The following is a 21,425-nucleotide window of genomic DNA, read 5'->3' as shown; positions in this document are numbered from 1 at the left end:
ATTTCCTGATTAATGAATTAAATTTACTCTACCCAACCGCCACCCAGTGCGGTGAACAGATTGATTTCGTTAACCTGATGGGAATATGTAAGATCGAGAATGGTTTGCTGTGTCGTGAACAGGGAGCGTTCTGCATCCAGCACTTCAATGTAGCTGACAGCACCACTTGAATATAATCCTCTGGCACGCTGGAGGGTTATCTGCAGTGAATTGAGATAACGCTGCTGTGCCTCAAGTTGCTGGCTAAGGCTGTCCCGCAGCGCAAGCGTATCGGATACATCCTTAAAGGCGGACTGAATTTTTTGTTCGTAGTTAACCATCGACTGTTGCTGGCGAATTTCAGCCAGTTTCAGATTGGCTTTGTTCCTGCCGGCATTAAAAACAGGAATTTCAATTTTGGGAATAAAATTCCACATTCCGCTTCCTGACGTAAAGAGGCTGGACAGCTCTGTACTGCTTGCGGAAAGACTACTGGTCAGGCTAATGGATGGGAAAAAGGCCGCTCGCGCTGCGCCAATATTGGCATCAGCCGCTTTGAGCTGGTATTCCGCTTCCATGATATCCGGGCGCTGCAGCAAAATTTGTGACGACAGGTTTGGTGGCAGTTTTACTGGTGCGATCTCACCACCTTTCATCGTTTTTTCTGACGGAAGTGCGTGGTAGGTTCCCAGCAGCAGTTGCAGGGCATTGTTTGCCTGCGCCAGATCGCCTTCTCGTTTGGCTATCTCAGCGCGGGTACTTTCGATTTGTCCCCTGGCCTGTTCAAGCGCCAGAACGTTCGCACTCCCGGTCACCAGCTGTTGTTCAACGAAAGCATAAGACTGTTGATAATTTTTCAGCGTTTCTCGCGCAATACGGAGTTGTTCGGACGCCAGTTGCTGGCTGAAATAGCTCTGTGAAACGTTCGATACCAGCAGGATGTGTACGGCACGACGGGCTTCTTCGCTGGCAAAATAGTTCTGGCGGTCAGCTTCACTCATGTTCTTAAGCTTGCCGAAAAAATCGAGCTCATAGCTGAGCTCCAGACCCGCGTCGTACTCCTGTGCGGTCGGCTTGTCACCTTTCAGACTACCGCGGTAGGTGATCCCGGATGAGGCATTCAACTGGGGATTACGATCTGCATCCGTGACGTTGAACTGGGCCCGGGCCTCTTCAACCTTCAGGGCGGCCATTCTCAAATCACGGTTGTTTGTCAGGGCTTCACCGATCAGCAGGGTAACATGGGGATCGACAAAAAAATTACGCCAGCCCGTATCCTGATAGCCATTTACCGCTGGCGTCAGGCTGTTGCGTGACAGAGAAAACTGCTGTGGTACTGGCGCTGCCGGCCGCTGATACTCAGGTGCCAGTGAAACGCAGCCTGTCAGTATAAAAATCATGCTGATGCTTAATAGTTTTAATTTGAACATAACGCTTCTCTTCCAGGCAGGCCTGGTAAATGGTTCAAATGAAGTCCAGAGTATTGATAGGGGGATTTTACAGAATGCTCTCTGTTTGCCAGGTGACTGAATAATGACAATGCTGTCATTTTTAACGTAAGTCGTTGATTACATGCTTAGGCTAAATAGAATGAATGGCATGAGTAGTCAGCTAGGGGAGCAAGATGAAAATACTGATCGTTGAAGATGAAGTAAAAACTGGAGAGTACCTCAGTAAAGGGCTTACTGAGGCGGGATTTTTAGTTGATCTCGCTGATAATGGTCTGACCGGATATCATCTCGCCATAACAGCCGAATATGATTTACTGATTCTGGATATCATGCTCCCGGATGTAAACGGCTGGGATATTATTCGTATGCTTCGTGCCGCAGGTAAAGGTATGCCTGTTTTGCTGCTTACGGCTCTCGGCACCATTGAGCACCGGGTTAAAGGACTTGAGCTGGGCGCGGACGATTACCTGATCAAACCATTTGCGTTTGCTGAGCTTCTTGCCCGGGTCAGGACACTTTTACGACGGGGTAACACAGTCATCACGGAAAGCCAGTTTAAGGTGGCTGATCTGATGGTAGACCTCGTTTCAAGGAAGGTTAGCCGCGCAGGGAAACGTATTTTGCTGACGAGTAAGGAGTTCTCCCTGCTGGAATTCTTCATTCGTCATCAGGGAGAGGTGCTGCCCCGTTCGCTGATTGCATCGCAGGTCTGGGATATGAACTTTGACAGCGATACTAATGCTATAGATGTGGCAGTAAAACGCCTCAGGGCAAAGGTAGACAACGATTATGAGCCTAAGCTGATCCAGACGGTCCGCGGCGTGGGATATATCCTGGAGGTTCCGGATGCGTTTTAATTTCTCAGGGCGCCCTTACTCTCTCGCACTGAGACTGACCTTCTTTATCAGCCTGTCCACCATAATTGCGTTTTTTGCTTTTACCTGGTTTATGCTGCATTCCGTTGAAAAACACTTTGCAGAGCAGGATGTCCGGGATCTGAAACAAATCAGTCTCACGATGAACAGAATACTGCAGACACCTGTAGCTCCGGACCAAAAAAAAATAAGTAAAATCAAAGAATCCATCTCAGATTACCGCAACGTCGCTGTTCTTATTTTGACTGATGGGGGCGACGTGTTGTTCAGCTCACCACAAGGGGCGACGTTACGCTCTGCGGTCAATGCATCAAACTTTACCGCGCATAGTCGGGCCAGGGAAATATTCCTCTGGACAGTGAAAGAGCCAGCTTTACTTATGCGCAACGGCTCTGACATGAAAATGCAGACTTACAGAATCGTTGCATCTTCAGGCAAAGCAACGCTTAACGGAAAACCACAGACGTATCAGATGATAATTGGGCTCTCGATTGATTTTCATCTTCATTACCTGGAAGCACTAAAAAAGAATTTAATTGCCATTGCCTTCGTAATCAGCCTGTTGATTATTTGCATTATCCGCATAGCGGTTCGCCAGGGACATCTTCCTCTCCGCAACGTCAGCAAGGCCATTAAAAATATTACCTCGGAGAACCTGGATGTGAGACTGGAACCGTCCAAAGTTCCCATCGAGCTGGAGCAACTGGTGATATCGTTTAACCATATGATTGAAAAGATTGAGGATGTATTTACGCGACAGGCAAATTTCTCTGCTGATATCGCCCATGAAATCAGAACGCCCATAACCAATCTGGTTACACAGACTGAAATCGCGCTAAGTCAGCACAGAACGCAGAAAGAGCTGGAAGATGTGTTGTATTCCAGCCTGGAAGAGTATAACAGAATGACAAAAATGGTCAGCGACATGCTTTTTCTGGCACAGGCTGATAATAATCAGTTGATCCCCGAACGGATAATGTTTGATCTCCGCACAGAAGTGGTCAAGGTGTTTGATTTTTTCGAAGCCTGGGCAGAAGAACTCAATGTTTCTCTGCAGTTAAACGGGTCGTGCTGCCTTATTAAAGGAGACCCACTTATGTACCGAAGGGCATTAAATAATCTTCTGTCTAACGCTCTGCGTTATACGCAGTTAGGGAAGACAGTGACTGTAACCATTGCGGGGAATGAGAATAGTGTTCAGCTTATAGTTGAAAATCCAGGGAAACCGATACCTGCAGAACACCTGCCACGTTTGTTTGATCGGTTTTATCGCGTCGATCCATCGCGGCAAAGAAAGGGAGAAGGCAGTGGGATTGGTCTGGCGATTGTAAAGTCAATCGTAAACGCTCATCACGGGAAACTGTGGGTCGAATCAGATACGGTTTCGACACGATTCATATTGCTATTACCCAGAATGGCTGCATAGTGTCCCGAATTTCTCCAGTTTTTTCGATGAATAATAAATATATTACAGAGATGTCATTAAGTTGTCATGCCTTCAACAGAATTAAGCAGGTAGAATCGTCCTCAATAAGCAGGCAGAACAGTCTTTATGGATCAATATCAGCGGAATACAGGCACTGAGTTACGTATATTATCTTTTTTAAGATGAAATCAGTCTGGCTTGTGAGTTCTTTAGTTGATGACATCATTGACAGTCCGTTATTTATTTCATTGTCAATGGGGACCTTATTATGAAAATTTTAATCTTCGCTTCCTTTGTCGGTCTTAGCTTAATTCCTTCAGCCTGGGCGGATGTAAACATTAACATTCATGAGCATGTTAATAATGCCCAGGCGGCAGCGCACCAATAACCGTCTTCATTCGTTCCTGAATCTGTCAGGGGGGAAGTATCACAAATGAAGAGTATGGATCAGCAAGAACAGGCCCTTATTGTTCATAATTCCATGAAAAATGGTGCTTCTGATGCCCATCAGAAAATGGCGAAGAACCATCAGAAGATGTCTGATGAGATGGCCGGCATGAAATCAAGTACCGCGCCATCTTTTGCAGAAATGGATGAACATGAAAGGGCCGCCGTTGTCCACGAAAATATGAGTAACGGCCAGTCAGAAGCACACCAGTCAATGGCTGCAATACATCGCGGCATGAAGTAAAACTGACGGAAGCGGGTTGCTATATCAGTCCTTAATATTTTATTCAGATGCAGAAATTCGTACCTTACAGATACGAACCATTTATTCAAATCAGCCCCTGTTCGGGGCTTTTTTGCAACACTTATAAACGAACAGCATCTTTTTATGATATTTAATTTTATTTTTTATTTTCCTGATGCAATTGAAGACTTTATCGATTCGAACTAATGCTGAGGAATTCTGTCGAAGCCATTTCAACCATGTTAGTATTTTTACATGACGCAATGTGTTATTTCTAAATAAATGGCTTGCTTAATTCTGCTTGTTTTTTCGAGTGCTGCCAAAGCACGTTAATCAATTTCTTTGTCAATTTTTTAAATACTTACGGGCGAAGCAATAATGCGCTTTCCTGAACGGTTTAGAGTTTTTCATTATGCATGACAGCGGCGTATACGACATTAAACGTAAAAAAATGACCTTCAAAATTTATTGGTTCTGATGACATTCTGTAAGCGGCTGTATTTTCATTTCGATGCTTTCTATCGTTTCAGCATGAGGCCGTTCAGGCATAACCTGAAGATAAATCGCAGATTGCAGTGCAGGTTCAGGGCGGTTAGCTGGCAGACAACACTTGAACCGGGTAAAAAAGGTAAATACAGTTACACCTTACTGCTCGTTGAGTAAACCGGGGTCTGCGGTAAAAAGAATGTTTAAAATATAAAAATGTAGCCCGCCACAGTCAGCGGGCCGGCTGAAATCAGCCTGAAAGAAGATTTACCGGAAATACATTAATGATGAGGGTAATACACAACACATCCCGGATGCAGTGGCAAAGAAGAATAGAAAACTCCGGGCGAATTTTCTGTCTACATACTATCCGTTATTTCTCTTCCAGCATCATTTTACGGTGCATATCGATAATGCTCTGATGCGCAGCTGAGTTTGCATTATCCATGCTCTCATGCGCAAGAATGGCACGTTCATGCTCATTCATCAAAGAGACAGAAACACGGTTATCAGTGTTATCTGGTGCTGTTTCAGGATGCTGCTGTGCCCATGCGGACGAAGCGGAAATCAGGATCATAAGAGGGATAAGCATTACTTTTTTCATGGTGGCAGTCCTTAACGTTGAATGTAAAAGAAGAATAAACAATTACCAGCCGGGTTTACCTGTGGCCTTAGTGATGTTCATCGTACAGAAGAAAAAACGTTACGGCGAAAAATGACAGAAATGTAATTTATAAACAGTGCGTTCCAACATTACACAATTGTAATCACACAAAGTCTGTAGCTGTGGTAGCTTTCCGGTAACAAAAAATTTTTCATCCTGAACGGTAAGCACGGCTTGTGCTTCCGATGCGGAGAGAGCCATTCTCCCGGGATAACAGGAAATTGCCGGAGTTCAGTCATGCAGCTTAAAAGTTCACGACGTAATTTCATTAAAGGGATCACTGCCACTGGCATTGTGGGCGGACTGGGCCTGCGAACATTCGATGCATTCTCGGCGGTAAGCCTGATGCAGTCCCGCACACTTACCGGCACAGACTTTGATCTGTTTATTGGCGAGACGCCGCTTAATATCACCGGTAAAACCCGGTATGCAAAAACCATTAATGCCGGCCTGCCAGGCCCTCTGTTGCGCTGGAAAGAAGGCGATACCGTTACATTAAGAGTTAAAAATCGCCTTTCTGAACCGACATCAATTCACTGGCATGGCATTCTTCTGCCAGCGAATATGGATGGCGTACCGGGACTGAGTTTTCATGGTATTGAGCCGGACGATACCTATGTTTACTCCTTTAAGCTAAAGCAGAACGGTACATACTGGTATCACAGCCATTCCGGCCTGCAGGAGCAGGACGGTGTTTATGGCCCGATTATTATTGATGCTGCTGAACCAGAACCGTTTGTCTGGGACAGCGAACACATAGTCATGCTTACCGACTGGTCTGATGAAAAAGCATCAGACATTCTCGCTAAACTGAAAAAGCAGTCCGATTATTACAACTTTGCGAAACCTACCGTTTCTGACTTTTTCCGTGACGCCAGGGAAAAAGGTCTCGGCAGTACCTTGTCCGATCGGAAAATGTGGGCAGAAATGAAGATGAATCCGACGGATCTGGCAGACGTCAGTGGTGCCACATATACCTATCTCATGAACGGACAGGGGCCTGGAAAAAACTGGACAGGGCTGTTCCGTAAAGGCGAGAAGGTACGCCTGCGTTTCATTAACGGTTCCGCCATGACCTACTTTGATGTGCGCATTCCAGGGCTGAAAATGACGGTCGTGGCGGCTGATGGTCAGTATGTCAAGCCTGTTGCTGTTGACGAGTTTCGCATCGCTGTGGCCGAAACTTACGATGTAATCGTGGAGCCGGCTGAAGATGCCTACACTATTTTCGCGCAGTCTATGGACAGAAGCGGCTACGCTCGCGGCACGCTGGCTGTCCGTAAAGGGCTTTATGCTCCGGTACCAGATCCGGATCCACGCCCCTGGCTAACTATGGACGATATGGGGATGGGCGGGATGGATCACGGCAGCATGGGCGATATGGATCACAGCCAGATGCAGAGCATGAATAACGACACCATGACAGGCATGGATGGTAATGCTATGCAGGCTATGGATGGCTCAGCTGTATCCGGAGCAGCAGAAAGTATGCCGGAAATGGACCATAGCGCCATGGCCGGGATGGATCACGGCAGTATGAGTGGCATGGGGGACATGCAGAAACATCCTGCATCTGAAACAGACAATCCACTGGTTGATATGCAGGCCATGATGCCGGCGCCTAAATTAAGTGACCCGGGCATTGGTTTACGTAATAACGGCAGAAAAGTCCTTACGTATGCCGATCTGAAAAGCACATTCGAAGATCCGGACGGGCGTGAGCCGTCGCGTACCATCGAGCTACATCTCACCGGACATATGGAAAAATTCGCCTGGTCATTCAACGGTATTAAATTCTCCGATTCAGAACCGGTTACGCTGCGATATGGAGAACGCGTGCGTGTGGTGCTGGTTAACGACACGATGATGACGCACCCCATTCACCTGCATGGTATGTGGAGCGATCTGGAGGATGAGGACGGTAATTTCCTGGTACGCAAACACACTATCGATATGCCTCCGGGCACCCGCCGAAGCTATCGGGTGACTGCCGATGCACTCGGGCGGTGGGCTTATCACTGTCATCTTCTTTTCCATATGGAAACCGGCATGTTTCGTGAAGTCCGGGTTACAGAGTGAGGTAGCGATAATGTCAGTTTCAGGATGGAATGATATGACAAAGTATTTTTCACGTTCCGCTGCAGGATTGCTGGCCTGCACTGCGTTTGCCGGAGCGATAGTGATGCCCGCGTTTGCAGCACCTACGGGATCATCTGACAATATACAACAGCATGATATGTCAGGCATGGACCATTCTGCTATGCAGGGAATGGATCATGCGTCAATGGAAGGAATGATGCATGGGGCATCCGGTATGGAGGGTATGGAATCCATGCAGCCCGCGGCGCCAGCAGAAAGCCGTACACTCATTCCGCCGGTTACGGAGGCGGACCGTAAGGCAGCATTCCCGGACGTACATGGGCATAAGGTTCATGACAACAGCATAAATTACTTTGTGCTTGCCGATCAGCTGGAATGGCAAAAAAACAACAATCCGGGTGGCTTCAGCTGGGATGTAAGCGGCTGGGCTGGCGGGGATATCAATCGACTCTGGTTACGTAGCGAAGGTGAAACCACCCGAGGTAAAGCCGAATCCGCAGAAGTTCAGGCTTTATGGGGACATGCTCTGACACCCTGGTGGGACGTGGTTGCCGGTGCCCGGCAGGATTTCAGGCCCGGAAAACCGCAAACCTGGCTGGCTGCTGGTTTTCAGGGCATGGCGTTGTACAACTTTGAAAGCGAGCTGACTGCGTTTGCCGGCGAGCAGGGACGGACTGCGCTCAGGCTGGAAGCCGAATACGATGTGTTGCTGACCAATCGCCTGATCCTGCAGCCTTCCTTTGAGGCAAATATTTACGGGAAAGATGATGAAGCACGGGAAACCGGTAAAGGCCTTTCCAGTACCGAACTTGCTCTTCGCCTTCGCTATGAAGTGAAAAGAGAATTTGCACCTTACGTGGGAATTTCGTGGAGCCAGTTCTATGGCAATACTGCTGATATGGCTGCCCGTGAAGGTGAAAAAGATAATGAAGTGCGCTTCCTCCTCGGGGCTCGCATGTGGTTCTGATGCAGTTAATTCAAACAAAACAGGTATTATTATGAAACATTCATCTGCCAAATATTTCTTTGCTTTAGTTGCTTCTGTCGCGACTTTCGCTGCACAGGCGCATCCGGAACTTGCGTCTGCTGTCCCTGCTGATAAGTCTCAGATAACGGCACCGTCTAAACTGGAACTGCATTTCACCGAAAATCTGGTAACGAAATTTTCCGGCGCACGTCTTGTAATGACCGCCATGCCGGGCATGTCTTCTCATGCGCCAATGCCCGTTGCGGCGAAAGTCTCAGCGGGCAGCGATCCGAAAACGATGGTTATCACACCGGCAAAAACTCTGCCTGCAGGAACCTATAAAGTGGAGTGGCGGGCGGTATCTTCTGATACTCATCCCCGCACCGGCAACTACAGTTTTAGCGTGAAGTAATACCATGAACGATCAGACTTTTATTATCATCCGTTTTTTTCTTTACCTTGATCTTATGCTTCTTTTTGGCCTGCCTTTATTCGAAATTTATGGGGTAAAGGGAGTATTGAAGAAATCGGTATCGTTATTCAGTGTCTGGTCGTTCTTTTTTACGCTTATCTCTGCTGGCATGGTTTTGTCCCTTGCAAATATGCTGCTTGTCGCTCAGGCCATGAGTGGCGTCAGTGATCCCGGCGAACTGACTCTGCATATTATGGAGATGGTTGTCGGGGAAACTGCTGTGGGCATGAGCTGGGTTATCCGCTTCGCTGCGCTGGTCATGGCGTTTATCGGACTTGGCCTCCGGCTCAGGCATGTAGGGCTGTCACGTTATGTGCTTACCCTGTCCGGCGGTATAGCACTTGCTACACTGGCATGGGGCGGACATGCAGCAATGAATGACGGCATCAGCTACTATCTTCATCTTCTGAGCGATATTATTCATCTGACTGCGGCCGGGGCCTGGATCGGTGCACTGGCGGCTTTTACTCTGCTCTTATGCATCAAAAAGGCTGAAAAGGCTGTCTATGCCAGCCAGCTGGCCGCAGCGCTGTCGGGTTTTGCCCGGGCCGGCACGATCATTGTGCTGAGCATTGTCATCACCGCCGTGGTTAACTTCGTATTTATGGTTGAAAAGCCTCTGAGTACCCTGCCGGGCAGTGACTATGGTCTGCTGCTGCTGATAAAAACTGCTCTGTTTTTTCTGATGCTGCTGCTGGCCGCCGCCAATCGCTTCCGGCTTACACCGCGACTGGAAACGGCCCTGCGTCAGGGCCAATATAAGATGGGTATTTACCTGATGCGTAAAAGCATTATCACGGAATTTACTGTTTCGGTACTGATACTGGCAACCGTCGCCTGGCTGGGCACGCTGTCGCCGGGTACCGGTATGGAATAACGACTAACCGTAGCCTGCAGGAAAGCTGCCCATGACCACTATGCTGATCGTTGAGGATGAACTGAAAACCGGTACCTACCTGAGACAGGGGCTTCTGGAAGCGGGATATGATGTAACCCTTGTAAACGACGGGCGTCAGGGACTGGAGCATATCCTGCGACAGCATTATGATCTCATTATTCTGGATGTAATGCTGCCCTCAATGGACGGCTGGGATATTCTTCAGCAGATGCGTATGGCCCGGCACGAAGAGCCCGTGCTGTTTCTGACTGCCCGGGATAACGTCAGTGAAAAGATTAAAGGTCTCGATCTTGGCGCGGATGACTATCTGCTCAAACCCTTTGATTTTGCCGAGCTACTGGCGCGTATCCGCACCCTGCTCAGACGCAACCGTACGCAAACGTCCGGTACGCACCGCATTGCTGATTTGGTTATGGATGTCACCCGCCGGAGTGTGAGCCGTTCCGGCAAAAAGATACATTTGTCTGCTAAAGAATTTGTGCTGCTTGAGCTGCTGTTACAGCGGACCGGAGAGGTGCTGCCAAGGAGCCTGCTTTCATCTCTGGTCTGGAATATCAATTTTGAAAGCGATACCAATGTGATTGATGTGGCCGTCAGACGACTTCGCAGTAAGGTGGATGATGACTTTACACCAAAGCTTATTCACACGGTACGGGGTATCGGATATGTGCTGGAGATACGGGAAGAGTGAAGCGTAACTGGTCTCTGACATCACGACTGAGCATAATTTTTGCCGGCGTGATGATGTCCGTCTGGCTTCTTTCGAGTGTGCTGCTTGTAGCCGCCCTCAGCAGTTATTTTCGTCATCAGGATGCCACATTGCTGACCGGAAAGCTTGAGCTTGCCACAGAGCTTCTTGAGGGTGAGGTGCACGCCGGAAAGCTCGACAGCGCATCGCTTGCACGAAAGCTTTCGGATGCCATGGTTGGTCACAGCGGACTTTATCTTTCCGTTAAAACAACTGATAACCAGATGCTGGCCGACTATTCATCTCCCGGTTTTTTGGTGCCTTATGAGCGGTTTAGCGGCGAAGCTACCCGTCCGGGTATTATGCAGACGGTGGAGGAAGACAGCAGGCGTTATAACGTTATGGTCAGAAAAATTAATGCGAAGAGCGCAGGTAAACTAAACGATGTACTGATTACGGCAGCCTATGATACCAGCCTTCATGATGAGTTTATCGGTCAGCTTAAAAGATGGCTGGTCTGGTTTAATGTCGCTCTGATATTTATCTCCGTTTTTCTGGGATGGCTCGTCACCCGGATGGGACTCAGGCCTCTGAATGAAATAAACCGGCTTGCCTCGGCGATTACGATTAACAGCCTGAGCAAACGTCTCCCTGGCCATAATCTGCCAGCCGAACTGAAGGTAACAGTAGCTGAATTTAACAGCATGCTTGAACGGCTGGAAGATTCATTTAGTCGTCTGTCTGAGTTCTCTTCGGATATCGCGCATGAACTGCGTACCCCTGTCAGTAATCTAATGATGCAGACTCAGGTTGCGCTGTCACGTGAACGTGATGCCGAAAGTTACCGTGAGGTGCTTTTTTCAAATCTGGAAGAGCTGAGCCGGCTCGCCAGAATGAGCAGTGATATGCTTTTCCTGGCTAAATCTGAAAACGGGCTGATGCCTCTGGAGAAACAGGACGTTTCGTTAAACGCAGAGCTGGAAGAGCTCCTCGATTTTTTTGAACCGCTTGCCGGTGACAGCGGCAAAACGCTTTCTCTGCAGGGGGAGGCAGTTGTCAGAGGCGATCGCCTGATGCTGCGTCGTGCAATGAGTAATCTGATAACTAACGCCATAAAATATTCATTACCCGGATCAGCCATTAATGTGCTGGCTGAACACCACGCCGGCAGGGTTTTTATACATGTCTCTAACCCCACAGAAAATATCAACCGGGATAGTCTGAACCGGCTTTTTGACCGCTTTTACCGGGGCGACGCTTCCCGTCAGCATAATACGGACGGTGCCGGGCTGGGGTTGTCCATCACCCGTTCTGTTTTACTGGCTCATGAGGGCGATCTGCAGGTTTCCATGAACAATAATGTAATTACGTTCACGGCCATGATACCGGCTCCCCGGGAGGTGTCTTAACGTTTTACCAGCAGGTCGGCAATTTTCATGGTCTTGTACTGCCTTAGTATCAGTAATAGGTTTCCCGGCACATTAAAGGATATCGGGAAAATCTGAAGTCTGAATCCAATACATGAAGGAGTGACGTTATGAAAAAAACGCATTTTGTTTTTGCTTCACTGATTTTTGTTCTGCCGGCTGCCGTTATAGCTCAGCAGCCGGACTCAAAGATGTCCCAGGATATGAATATGTCTCCGGCTTCAAAAGAGTACATGTCTGGTATGCAAAAGATGCACAGCGGCATGATGAATGCCATGAAGGAGCAGGACGCTGACAGAGCGTTTGCCTCGGGCATGATTGAGCACCACAAAGGGGCTATTGCCATGGCCGAAACGGAACTGAAATACGGGAAAGATCCGGAAATGAAGAAGATGGCAGAGGACATTATCAAAGCGCAAAAAGGTGAAATTGAGCATATGGAAACGTGGCTGAAAAAATAATCCTCTTCCGCTTTGGGGTCTGTTAACGTAAAGCAGGTTTCTGGCGGAGGACCTCTGGGAATCTTTCATGAGAAAGTAATATAACCTGTCTGAACCTTCGCCCCGGGTCCAGCATTCATTTTTCAGGCGAAATGGTTCTCCGGGGCGAAACAGGGTGCTTTACTGTTTTTTCAATGCATAATCCAGTTTTTCCATATCGTTAACGACAATTTCTTGCTCGTCAGCTGTCAGCGGAACTTCCTCCAGATAACGCTTCACTGAAGCCTTACTTTCCAGCAACAGGCCTCTGGCGCTTTCTTTAGGAAGGTTAAAATCGCACCCGATACAGGCCATACGGTGAGGGCAACTGCTCCAGAATGGGTTCGTACAGAAAGAATCCCCTAAATCGTAATAGGTTGCCGGTCCGGTCAGGCTGACAGCTTCCAGATCATGATCGATTAGCACGCTCATCATATGCGCCACCCGGTCCGCCTTCACAAAAGACACAGCCAGCTGGGTAGGACGTATACGAATATAATGCATGGTGGACTGAGGCGTAGAATGACCTGACCACTGCATCAGCTCATACAAAGACATGCCCTGCGGAACACTGGCCAGGGCTGTAACTGCTGAAGCGCGCCCCCGATGGCTGGTAATTGGGCCCCGGCTGTCTTCCACAGGCACACCCGCTCTGGCACAGAGAACCGGGATGACAGTCCGGTTTATGACATCCCTGCCGACAGGTTTGCCCCGAAACTGAAACAGGAAGCGGACTTTTTCACCGGTACGCTCATCCGTAAGAGCTGCCTGTTCCTGTGGACGTTCGCTGAGCCAGATATCAACGTACTTTTTCACGACGGCAGAGATAGGTTTTACAAAGGCTTTAGACGTTTTTCCTGCCGGTACGCTGAGGTAGCAAAGCGTTCCTGCCAAAATGATGTTACCATCCTCCTGCCTGATATCATCCGCCTGCAGAGTGATGCAGCCAGCAGTAAGACGCATTAACTCGTTCTGGCGCAGCCCGGCATGTGTCCAGATAACGGCCATCGCCTGCAGCATGGACAGAGGATAGTGAATGTCACTCAGGAGATCTTCATGGCGCAGATTGAGGCTTGCCCAGATCAGCTTCAGCCAGACCGGATCATCAATGACGCGGGGATTTACACTCTGACGGAACAGTGGAGTGCCAGGCGTAGAGAGATGTCGTGCCGGACTGAATTTCAGTCGCCCCCAGCCCCAGTTTTCATAATCGATCATGAAACGGCGAACCGCATACACAAATCCGCTACGGGAATTCGGCAGCAAGGGCTCACCTATCCGGGCAGATTGCCGGGCACCTCCTCCGGTGCCCAGTGACAGCTCGCCCACCTTCATTCGTCCAACTGCCGCAATAAAGCTGGCACAGGTTTCCATTGTCCAGTCGGCCGGTTCGTGAATATCCGGATATTGCCGGGCAAGCCACAGCCCACAGCGGAGAATAAAACTGTACTGGTTCTCCCGTGATCGGGGGCGAAGCACTGACGTATCCCTCCATTTCCGGCACCACCTGACCCAGTCTGCCGCGATACCTTGCGTGGATTTTTCATGCCATTCTTTATAATTCCGCATACGCACAGAATTTTTTATGATGCCCATTGCGGCAAGTGCGTGTGAAACCCTGCCAGCTGTTTTTGCTATTCCCCGGTCGTGATAATTCTGCGCCCGCCACAGCAGATCGATCGTAAAGCTTTCAAGTTGAGGATTGTTATTCATCAGCATCAGTACGCCGAGTATGGCTGACAGAGCATTTTTCTGGTTCTGACTTTTATACCCAAGAGAAACCAGAACTTCAGTCAGACGGCTGAGCTCCTGACTAAAAATGTTCTGTCCAAAAATGGCTCGGGCATACAGCGATGGCGCGCCCTGATGCGGCAAACTGAACGGAGAAGAAAATGGGCCAAGATGAAAGGCAAAAGCGGCAAGCAGCGGCCTGCCTGATTCATTCTGCTGTAACAGAGAAATCCATTTTTCCTGCGGCCACTGCCAGCAGGGTTTCCCTGTCCGGTGTGTTTCTGCCAGAACTGAAAGAATTATGATTCTAATCAGCCTGTCACTGGTTCCACTGCGAGTGGCAATATCCTGCAAAGGCATCAGTAACAATGACAAAGAACCCGGCTGGTTGAGAGCGTCTGATCTGCGATAGCCTGTACTTAGCGCTGCCCGTTCTTCATCAGTGAGCACATCATTCAGCTGATAATTTGTACGTTCAAAGGGGCTGTAAGTACAAATGATTACTTCTTCTTTCATCAGCGAATCTCCGTCTGAAAAATAAGGCCGACAACTTTTCGATCAATTTCAGCTACTGCAGCGGCCATCCGGCCAGCTAAATCAGAACCTGAAAGATGGATGTAAATCTGGGTAGTACGCGGATCGCGGTGTCCTGCGTATGTGGCTAGTTCATGGAGTTTCCATCCAGAGCGTGCCAGGTGCGTCAGGCGAAGATGGCGGAAGGTATGTGTGGTGATTTGTGGAAGGCCTGCATCAAGAGCCCATTTCCGGACAGTTTTACTCCAGTTCCAGAAAGACAGGGGGGCACCGTGGTTACGATCAGAAGACGAGCGAAACAATGCACCTCCACGGTAACCCGCGAGCCGTAACTGCCGGAAATGATTTGCCAGCACCTGTGTTACGGCGGGACTGTAGCAGACTATCCTTTCCCGCCTGTTTTTCGTCGTTTCGGCGCGGACACGAATCAGACGATGAGCAGGGTCGATATCCTCAAGCGCCAGGGCTGTCACCTCTGCACGGCGGAGTGCACCAAAATAGGCAAGCGCGAGCATCAGCCGATCACGCAGGGAGGCAGTTGAAACATGTTTAAGAAATCTCAGCCATTGCTCATCATCAGGAATAACGGGCAGACGTGTGATACGGGGAACCAGACCACGTCCCGTATAAGCACTCCCCGGCAAACCCGCACGGGGTAATGGATTGAGACTGCATATATCCTGATAAACCAGAAAGTCATACCAGAGACGGATCGCAGAAAGGCGCAGCTGGAGCGTGGCGCTGGCCGCGGGAAAAGGCATGCCGGGTAACTGAGGGCGGATGTAGACGGCCAGGTCTTCAAACCGGGCCTTTTCAGGTTCAATGCTGTTATGGCTGCAGAACGCAAAATAATGGCTGAGGGCACTGCGGTAGGCGGAGAGTGTGGCCTGAGCCCGGCCCAGGTCGGACAGCAGTTTTAGCCAGCGCTCCGCCAGTACCAGAACGTCCTCATTTGGTGGAATCATCATGGTGTTTACCTCTGATAGCAGCATTGCTGCTCAAAGATTAGCCAGTCGATGTTGCATTCCAATTAACTTACTATATGTCGGCGCGGATAATGGCAATACTTGACGAGATGGCTGCAGGGCAGGAGGTGTACTCTATCGATGAAAGCTTTCTCGATGTCACCGGCATCAGCAGTTATATGCCGCTGGAACGCTTCGGTCAGCAGATGCGCGAGCGCGTTCGCCGGGAAACCGGCCTGACCATTGGTGTAGGTTTTGGCCCGACCAAAACGCTGGCCAGGCTTGCGAATCAGGCAGCAAAGCAGTGGACGAAAACACACGGCGTGGTCGATCTCTCGGAGACCCGGCGCCAGCAAAAATTGCTGCAGCTGACGCCTATTGGCGATATCTGGGGTATTGGCTGGCGCATCGCCCAGCGTCTGGAAGAGATGGGGCTCCCGCTGCCGGCATCTCACCGTCTCTGTGACGACCGGGCGCTATGGCGATGAACCCAGATACTCGGCTACGGCACCCGTCAGCTGGCAATATCCGACGGCGGACACGCGTGACATTGTAGCCTTTGCGCTGCAGGGGCTGGACGCCATCAACCGTTCAGGCAAGGGGAAAATCGGTTTTGCCAGTCAGACCACAGAAAACCAGGCGTGGCAGATGAAACGTAACATGCTGCCGCCTCGTTACACTACGCGCCTGGCTGATATCCCTGTCATCAAATAATGAGCTTTAGCCTTTCGGACATAATCTGCTGGCGTTATTTAGCGCCGGCATAGTCCTGACTGCCCGTCTTATCGCTCACTATTTACCATCCTGCTTAATTTTTGCTTAAGCATACTCCGTTAATCTGGGCGCTCTGTCAGCCCATGCCGGGCTTTTCCGGAGCACTTTCATGCAAAATAATAACACACAGCCTCTCGCTTTAAGCAAAGTACCCACAGTCACCGCAACGTTCTGGTTAGTGAAAATTCTTACCACAACGCTTGGTGAAACCGGGGGTGATGCAGTCACAATGTCGATGAATCTGGGCTATTTCACCGGCACCCTGATTTTTGCCCTGATTTTTCTTGTTGCCGTCGTTGTTCAGATAAAACACAGCAGCTTCAATAAGTGGATCTACTGGATCACTGTGGTGGCAACCACCACAATGGGAACCACGCTGGCCGATTTTGCCGATCGCTCACTCGGGATAGGCTATCCGGGCGGAACGCTGCTGCTGAGCACGCTGTTAATACTCACGCTGTTTCTCTGGCGCGTGACCTGCGGTACCGTTGCGGTAAGCTCAGTCAATACCAGCGTGACGGAGATTTTTTACTGGGTGACAATTATGTTTTCGCAAACCCTGGGTACGGCACTCGGCGACTGGACGGCAGACACGGAGGGACTGGGTTATGAGGGCAGCATGATGTTGTTTGCCGGCGCACTTGCTGTTGTCTGGGCTGGCAGCCGCTTTACGACCTTCTCACGCACCGCACTTTTCTGGACCGCCTTTATTCTTACCCGGCCGCTGGGTGCAGTTGTCGGTGATTTCCTCGATAAGCCGCTAGCGGCGGGCGGGATGGCGCTGAGTCGCTATAGTGCGTCCCTGACCCTGACGCTACTTATCGTGACGCTGCTCTGGCTATTACCACAGCGACCAGCCATCCACTCAGCCCCGGCGCATTAACAGCGTACTTTATTCAGGCGCGAGGTTTGTCAGCGGCGTGATGCGGTATGCACAGCGTCGCGCCTGCTGCAGAATATGTTCAACGCGCTCTACTTTCGCCTCCAGTACCTCACTGAACAGCATCAGTTCAGCGCGGCAAAACCCCTGGCAGGCGGTGGCAGCGGCACAGATGGGACAGTGGTTCTCAATCAGCAGGAGCGTGCCGTCGGCCTGCTCCTCATACTCCGCCATATAGCCCTCCAGCGACCGCAGGGCTGCCAGGCGCGCAACCCGCTCCCGCAAGCTGGCAGCATCCTGTAGCTCACGCAGGTAGGCGGCGCGGCTGCTCTGTTCGCGCAAATCTATCAGGCGATCAATCGCCTGTTCACCAAAAGCGTGCCGCACCGTATCCAGCAGCTGCACTGTCAGCGTTGCATGCGCATCCGGAAAGCGACCGTGTCCCGCCTGCGTCAGCATCCAGAACTGTCCCGGACGCCCTACCCCTTTGCTCCGCGAGAAAGACTCTACCAGTCCTGATGACGCAAGTTTGCTGAGTTGCTGACGAGCCGCTTCAGCCGTCATGTCCAGCAGGTCTCCCGCCTCAGCAGACTGCAGCGGCCCGCGCGTTTTCAGCAGGTAAAGCAAACGTTCTGGTGTTGCCTGTGCGCTTTCACCCGTATTTAACAAGCGATTGCTTGACAAAATATTTTACCCTCTTTAATAATCCAAGCGTTGTCTTGTTTTATTAATGTAATGGATCCCGCTGCGCTCAGCAACGGGGCATATGACGCAACGCATGCCGGGAGGCTTATATGTCGTCAGGACAGGAAGGAAGCTGGAGTGAATTACTGGGAGGCAAAAACCTGTTTTTTGCTATTGCGCTTTCAGGCGGCGTTGCACTGCACGCCATTAATGTTTACATCGCCACTACGGTGCTTCCCTCCGTCATCAGGGAGATAGGCGGACTCCACCTCTATGCATGGAACACAACGCTGTTTGTCGTCGCCTCAATACTGGGCTCAGCGCTGACCGCGCGTCTGCTGGCGGTGACGGGCGCGCGACAGGCCTATCTGCTGGCGGCGCTGCTGTTTATCGCGGGTAGTCTGGTCTGCGCACTGGCGCCCGCTATGCCGGTAATGCTGGCAGGTCGGGCGCTACAGGGGCTGGGCGGTGGTTTTCTGTTCGCGCTCTGCTATGCCATGATCTATGCCGTTTTTGAGGAAAAGCTCTGGCCGCGCGCGATGGCGCTGATCTCCGGCATGTGGGGCGTGGCGACGCTTCTGGGCCCGGCGGCCGGAGGAATATTTGCTGAAATGGACGCCTGGCGCATGGCGTTTGGCATACTGTTCCCCGTCACGCTGAGTTATATGCTGCTGGTGTGGTTGATTTTCCCTGCTCATAATCGTACCGATACTTCCCACACCGGAAAGCTCCCCTGGATGCAGCTGCTGTTACTGGTTGCGGCCGTTATGACCGTGAGCGCAGCGAGCATGTCCTCTGACATTGCGGTGAATATAGCCGGGATATCTGCAGCGGTTGTTCTGCTGCTGCTGTTAATTCGCCAGGAGTTTATCAGTGAAACCCGCCTGTTACCGCGTAATGCGCTGCGTCTGAATTCGCCTCTGCTGGCGCTCTACATCACGATGGCTCTGCTCATTATCGGCATGACCAGCGAAACCTTTGTGCCCTATTTTCTTCAAATCCTGCATGGGCAGACGCCGCTGATCTCGGGCTATGTGGCGGCGCTGATGGCCGCAGGCTGGACGGTATCGGAGATCTGGAGCTCCGGCTGGCAGACGCGGGGCATTAAGCGCGCAATTGCCGCAGGGCCGGCGCTGGTTCTGGCGGGCATGGTGCTGCTGGCTATTGTGACTCCGCGCTCAGCCAGCAGCGACGGACAGATACTTGTGCTGATCGGGACAGGACTGGCGCTGATTGGTTTTGGTATCGGGCTGGGCTGGCCCCATCTACTGACGCGCATCCTGCAGGTGGCTCCCGCAGACGATCAGGACGCTGCCGCAACGTCTATCACCACGGTTCAGCTGTTTGCTACCGCACTGGGCTCCGCCATAGCCGGTATGCTTGCCAACGCCGGTGGCCTGTCCGCGCCGGGGGGGATCGCTGGCGCCTCCTCTGCGGCCTGGCTGCTTTTTGCTGTCATGGCAGGTGCCCCGATGCTCTCTCTGCTGAGCGCTAAAAAGGTCATCGCCGGATTTAAGCAGCAGAAAGTCAGCTAAAACCGGAACGCCTCTGTTGAGCTGTCAGAGGCGCTCTGGCTTGCGCAAAGCGTTGTGTGGGGATCCAGAGAACTCACCGGCTGGCCGGACGACGTAACAGACAGGATCAGTTCTGCTGTAGTGCGCGCTGTTCGCTCTCGTTCATCGCGCGGTGCAGGGTATCAAGCAGCGGTTCAATATCCAGCGGCTTGGTAAAAACGTCAAATACACCCTCCTGAAACGTACTGCGGCAGGTATCAAGGGTGCCATATCCGGTCATAAGAATGACCGGCAGCAGAGGATGACGGGCGCGCTGTGCTGTCAGCCACTCCAGCCCACTGATGCCGGATAGCCGGACATCCACCAGCAAACAGCCGCGCAGCGGCAGCGGTTCTGCAGTGGCCGCGGCATCAAACGCAGCCAGCTCGCCGAAATCGGCCACCTCATAATCCACAGTTTTCAGCAGAAATCCCAGCGACTCCCTTACTGACAAATCATCATCCACTAACCACACTTTCGCGCTCATTCCATTACTCCGCTGCCGGAAAAATTAACGTTATCTCTGCGCCATATGTGGCGCTGTTTACCCGTTGCCGCCGGGCGCTCGTGCGCAAAACCAGGGTTGCTATCAGCGCTTGCCCGGCCCGGAACTGTCCGGAAGAAAGCAACAAAATGACGTACAGGCTTCAGTCGGGCTGTCAGCAGGAAAGCCCTGTTGTTATCGTTCAGTCCTGTCCGCGCACGCTGTGCGATGCTGATGTCCGCTCTGCTCCGAACAAACATCTGGTACTGATTTATGAGCAGTCGCCACCCCTGCATGCGCGTATTTTCAGAAAAGTTCGCTGCCTGCCGCAGCGGATCCCGCTGTTCAGCTCGATGCCATAAACGTGATATCCGGCCTGCTGCACAGGATACGTCTGTCAGGCCTGCTACTCTCCTGCAAACCATCGGCATAGTGTGAACAGAATCAACAATAGTCAGCAAAAATAATCGCTTATCTTTCACAGGCAATGCATCTGCGGCATAGTGCTTTGTTAAGACACTGAATTATTCAGCGTTTACCGGGTGTGATCTTTCCACAATCGTTTTCAGAACACTATCAGCAGTAGTCTGGATAGCGCAGCCTGCAGTACCACTCTAAACTCATGCCGCAGGCGGAATAACGTATAAAGAGGTGTAACGATGCTCCATAAGAAATTGCATTTTGCCCTGCTTTTTGCCGGGATCTGTTTTTCCGGCAGCATAATGGCATCTGCCACTGACGTAGCAGAAAACGTTAATCAGCGACTCAGCTGGATGAAAGATGTTGCCGGTTATAAAGCTGTCAGGCATTTGCCCATAGAGGATTTACAGCAGGAGGCGAACGTGCTGGCGAAGTCCGTAGCGGAAGCGGAAAAGCTGGGGCTGGATGGCCATTCTGTCAGACCCTTTATTCAGGCACAGATGGATGCGGCGAAAGCGATTCAGTACCGTTATCGCGCAGACTGGCTGACAGCGCCTGAAGCCGGATGGCAGCCTCAGCCACTTGATGTCATCAGGACACGGCTGAGCCAGCTCAACACAACGATTCTGAGGGATATTAATGAAAATCTGCAGCATAAAAAGTTGCCCGATCGTGACACCTTTATACAGACGGTAAAGCAGCCTAATCTCAGTGAGAAAGAGGTGCTGCGCCTGTGGCAGACGCTGAACGAAATAAAACGCCAGTAAGCCGCTGCCCGTGACGGGTCAGCATTATGG

Annotated in this window: 21 protein-coding genes and 1 pseudogene; 16 read left to right on the top strand and 6 right to left on the bottom strand. The window is 50.8% G+C overall.

Going from position 1 to position 21,425, the window contains the following annotated elements:
* Positions 1-23: 23 nt before the first annotated feature.
* Complete coding sequence (locus SB719_RS04385; RefSeq protein WP_065647966.1) at positions 24-1,409, bottom strand: efflux transporter outer membrane subunit; 1,386 nt, start codon at positions 1,407-1,409, stop codon at positions 24-26.
* A 194-nt stretch (positions 1,410-1,603) separates the two neighbouring features.
* Here SB719_RS04385 and SB719_RS04380 point away from each other — a divergent pair, with 194 nt between their 5' ends.
* From SB719_RS04380 to SB719_RS04370, 3 genes and pseudogenes are all read left to right on the top strand, one after another.
* Positions 1,604-2,287, top strand: coding sequence for a copper/silver response regulator transcription factor (locus SB719_RS04380; RefSeq protein ID WP_065647967.1), 684 nt, complete (start codon positions 1,604-1,606; stop codon positions 2,285-2,287).
* Positions 2,277-3,731: a Cu(+)/Ag(+) sensor histidine kinase gene (locus SB719_RS04375; protein ID WP_065647968.1), complete on the top strand. Its 1,455-nt coding sequence runs from the start codon at positions 2,277-2,279 to the stop codon at positions 3,729-3,731. Before SB719_RS04380 ends, SB719_RS04375 begins: the two co-directional genes overlap by 11 nt.
* A gap of 268 nt (positions 3,732-3,999) precedes the next feature.
* Positions 4,000-4,422: pseudogene (locus tag SB719_RS04370) on the top strand (copper-binding protein).
* Between the two features lie 859 nt (positions 4,423-5,281).
* Here the strand turns inward: SB719_RS04370 and SB719_RS04365 are convergent.
* On the bottom strand, positions 5,282-5,500 hold the full coding sequence (locus SB719_RS04365; protein WP_139074164.1) for a hypothetical protein: 219 nt from the start codon (positions 5,498-5,500) through the stop codon (positions 5,282-5,284).
* Between the two features lie 309 nt (positions 5,501-5,809).
* Here SB719_RS04365 and SB719_RS04360 point away from each other — a divergent pair, with 309 nt between their 5' ends.
* From SB719_RS04360 to SB719_RS04330, 7 genes are all read left to right on the top strand, one after another.
* Positions 5,810-7,651 (top strand): copper resistance system multicopper oxidase, encoded by a 1,842-nt coding sequence (locus SB719_RS04360; protein ID WP_065647970.1) that lies wholly within the window; start codon positions 5,810-5,812, stop codon positions 7,649-7,651.
* Between the two features lie 103 nt (positions 7,652-7,754).
* Positions 7,755-8,639 carry a copper resistance protein B gene (locus SB719_RS04355; RefSeq protein WP_113655716.1) on the top strand — a complete coding sequence of 295 codons (885 nt, stop codon included), beginning with the start codon at positions 7,755-7,757 and terminating at the stop codon, positions 8,637-8,639.
* A gap of 31 nt (positions 8,640-8,670) precedes the next feature.
* Positions 8,671-9,051, top strand: a complete 381-nt coding sequence (gene copC / locus SB719_RS04350; RefSeq protein WP_065647972.1) for a copper homeostasis periplasmic binding protein CopC — start codon at positions 8,671-8,673, stop codon at positions 9,049-9,051.
* Between the two features lie 4 nt (positions 9,052-9,055).
* Positions 9,056-9,988, top strand: coding sequence for a copper homeostasis membrane protein CopD (copD, locus tag SB719_RS04345; protein ID WP_065647973.1), 933 nt, complete (start codon positions 9,056-9,058; stop codon positions 9,986-9,988).
* A gap of 31 nt (positions 9,989-10,019) precedes the next feature.
* Positions 10,020-10,700 (top strand): heavy metal response regulator transcription factor, encoded by a 681-nt coding sequence (locus SB719_RS04340; RefSeq protein WP_065647974.1) that lies wholly within the window; start codon positions 10,020-10,022, stop codon positions 10,698-10,700.
* Complete coding sequence (locus tag SB719_RS04335) at positions 10,697-12,106, top strand: heavy metal sensor histidine kinase (protein ID WP_065647975.1); 1,410 nt, start codon at positions 10,697-10,699, stop codon at positions 12,104-12,106. The genes SB719_RS04340 and SB719_RS04335 overlap by 4 nt, the downstream gene beginning before the upstream one ends.
* Positions 12,107-12,234: 128 nt before the next feature.
* Entirely contained in the window at positions 12,235-12,585 is a 351-nt protein-coding gene (locus SB719_RS04330) for a DUF305 domain-containing protein (RefSeq protein WP_065647976.1), read from the top strand.
* 159 nt (positions 12,586-12,744) lie between these two features.
* On the opposite strand, the gene SB719_RS04325 is transcribed toward SB719_RS04330, so the two are convergent.
* Both SB719_RS04325 and SB719_RS04320 read right to left on the bottom strand, forming a co-directional pair.
* Positions 12,745-14,850 carry a tyrosine-type recombinase/integrase gene (locus SB719_RS04325; protein WP_065647977.1) on the bottom strand — a complete coding sequence of 702 codons (2,106 nt, stop codon included), beginning with the start codon at positions 14,848-14,850 and terminating at the stop codon, positions 12,745-12,747.
* Positions 14,850-15,836: a tyrosine-type recombinase/integrase gene (locus SB719_RS04320; protein WP_065648044.1), complete on the bottom strand. Its 987-nt coding sequence runs from the start codon at positions 15,834-15,836 to the stop codon at positions 14,850-14,852. The genes SB719_RS04325 and SB719_RS04320 overlap by 1 nt, the downstream gene beginning before the upstream one ends.
* A gap of 89 nt (positions 15,837-15,925) precedes the next feature.
* Here SB719_RS04320 and SB719_RS04315 point away from each other — a divergent pair, with 89 nt between their 5' ends.
* The 3 genes from SB719_RS04315 to SB719_RS04305 all read left to right on the top strand — a co-directional run bounded on the left by SB719_RS04315 (position 15,926) and on the right by SB719_RS04305 (position 17,490).
* Positions 15,926-16,321 carry a hypothetical protein gene (locus SB719_RS04315; RefSeq protein ID WP_412158937.1) on the top strand — a complete coding sequence of 132 codons (396 nt, stop codon included), beginning with the start codon at positions 15,926-15,928 and terminating at the stop codon, positions 16,319-16,321.
* A complete protein-coding gene (locus SB719_RS04310; RefSeq protein ID WP_412158936.1) occupies positions 16,296-16,547 on the top strand; it encodes a DUF4113 domain-containing protein in 252 nt (83 codons plus the stop codon). The genes SB719_RS04315 and SB719_RS04310 overlap by 26 nt, the downstream gene beginning before the upstream one ends.
* Positions 16,548-16,716: 169 nt before the next feature.
* Positions 16,717-17,490 (top strand): hypothetical protein, encoded by a 774-nt coding sequence (locus SB719_RS04305; protein ID WP_412158935.1) that lies wholly within the window; start codon positions 16,717-16,719, stop codon positions 17,488-17,490.
* Between the two features lie 9 nt (positions 17,491-17,499).
* Here the strand turns inward: SB719_RS04305 and SB719_RS04300 are convergent, their stop codons facing one another.
* Positions 17,500-18,156, bottom strand: a complete 657-nt coding sequence (locus tag SB719_RS04300; RefSeq protein WP_412158934.1) for a helix-turn-helix transcriptional regulator — start codon at positions 18,154-18,156, stop codon at positions 17,500-17,502.
* A 125-nt stretch (positions 18,157-18,281) separates the two neighbouring features.
* Here SB719_RS04300 and SB719_RS04295 point away from each other — a divergent pair, with 125 nt between their 5' ends.
* Positions 18,282-19,706: an MFS transporter gene (locus SB719_RS04295; RefSeq protein WP_412158933.1), complete on the top strand. Its 1,425-nt coding sequence runs from the start codon at positions 18,282-18,284 to the stop codon at positions 19,704-19,706.
* A gap of 106 nt (positions 19,707-19,812) precedes the next feature.
* On the opposite strand, the gene SB719_RS04290 is transcribed toward SB719_RS04295, so the two are convergent.
* Positions 19,813-20,211, bottom strand: coding sequence for a response regulator transcription factor (locus tag SB719_RS04290; protein ID WP_304234404.1), 399 nt, complete (start codon positions 20,209-20,211; stop codon positions 19,813-19,815).
* Between the two features lie 146 nt (positions 20,212-20,357).
* Between SB719_RS04290 and SB719_RS04285 the strand changes: the two genes are divergently transcribed.
* Together SB719_RS04285 and SB719_RS04280 are read left to right on the top strand one after the other, a co-directional pair.
* Entirely contained in the window at positions 20,358-20,570 is a 213-nt protein-coding gene (locus SB719_RS04285) for a hypothetical protein (protein ID WP_412158932.1), read from the top strand.
* A 297-nt stretch (positions 20,571-20,867) separates the two neighbouring features.
* Entirely contained in the window at positions 20,868-21,395 is a 528-nt protein-coding gene (locus tag SB719_RS04280; RefSeq protein WP_314686362.1) for a chorismate mutase, read from the top strand.
* Positions 21,396-21,425: the final 30 nt, after the last annotated feature.

This window comes from Pantoea sp. SIMBA_079, from assembly GCF_046940275.1.
GTDB classification, from domain to species: Bacteria; Pseudomonadota; Gammaproteobacteria; order Enterobacterales; family Enterobacteriaceae; genus Pantoea; species Pantoea borealis.
Note: the sequence above shows the minus strand (reverse complement) of the source record. Positions and strands in the feature narration are given on the sequence as shown.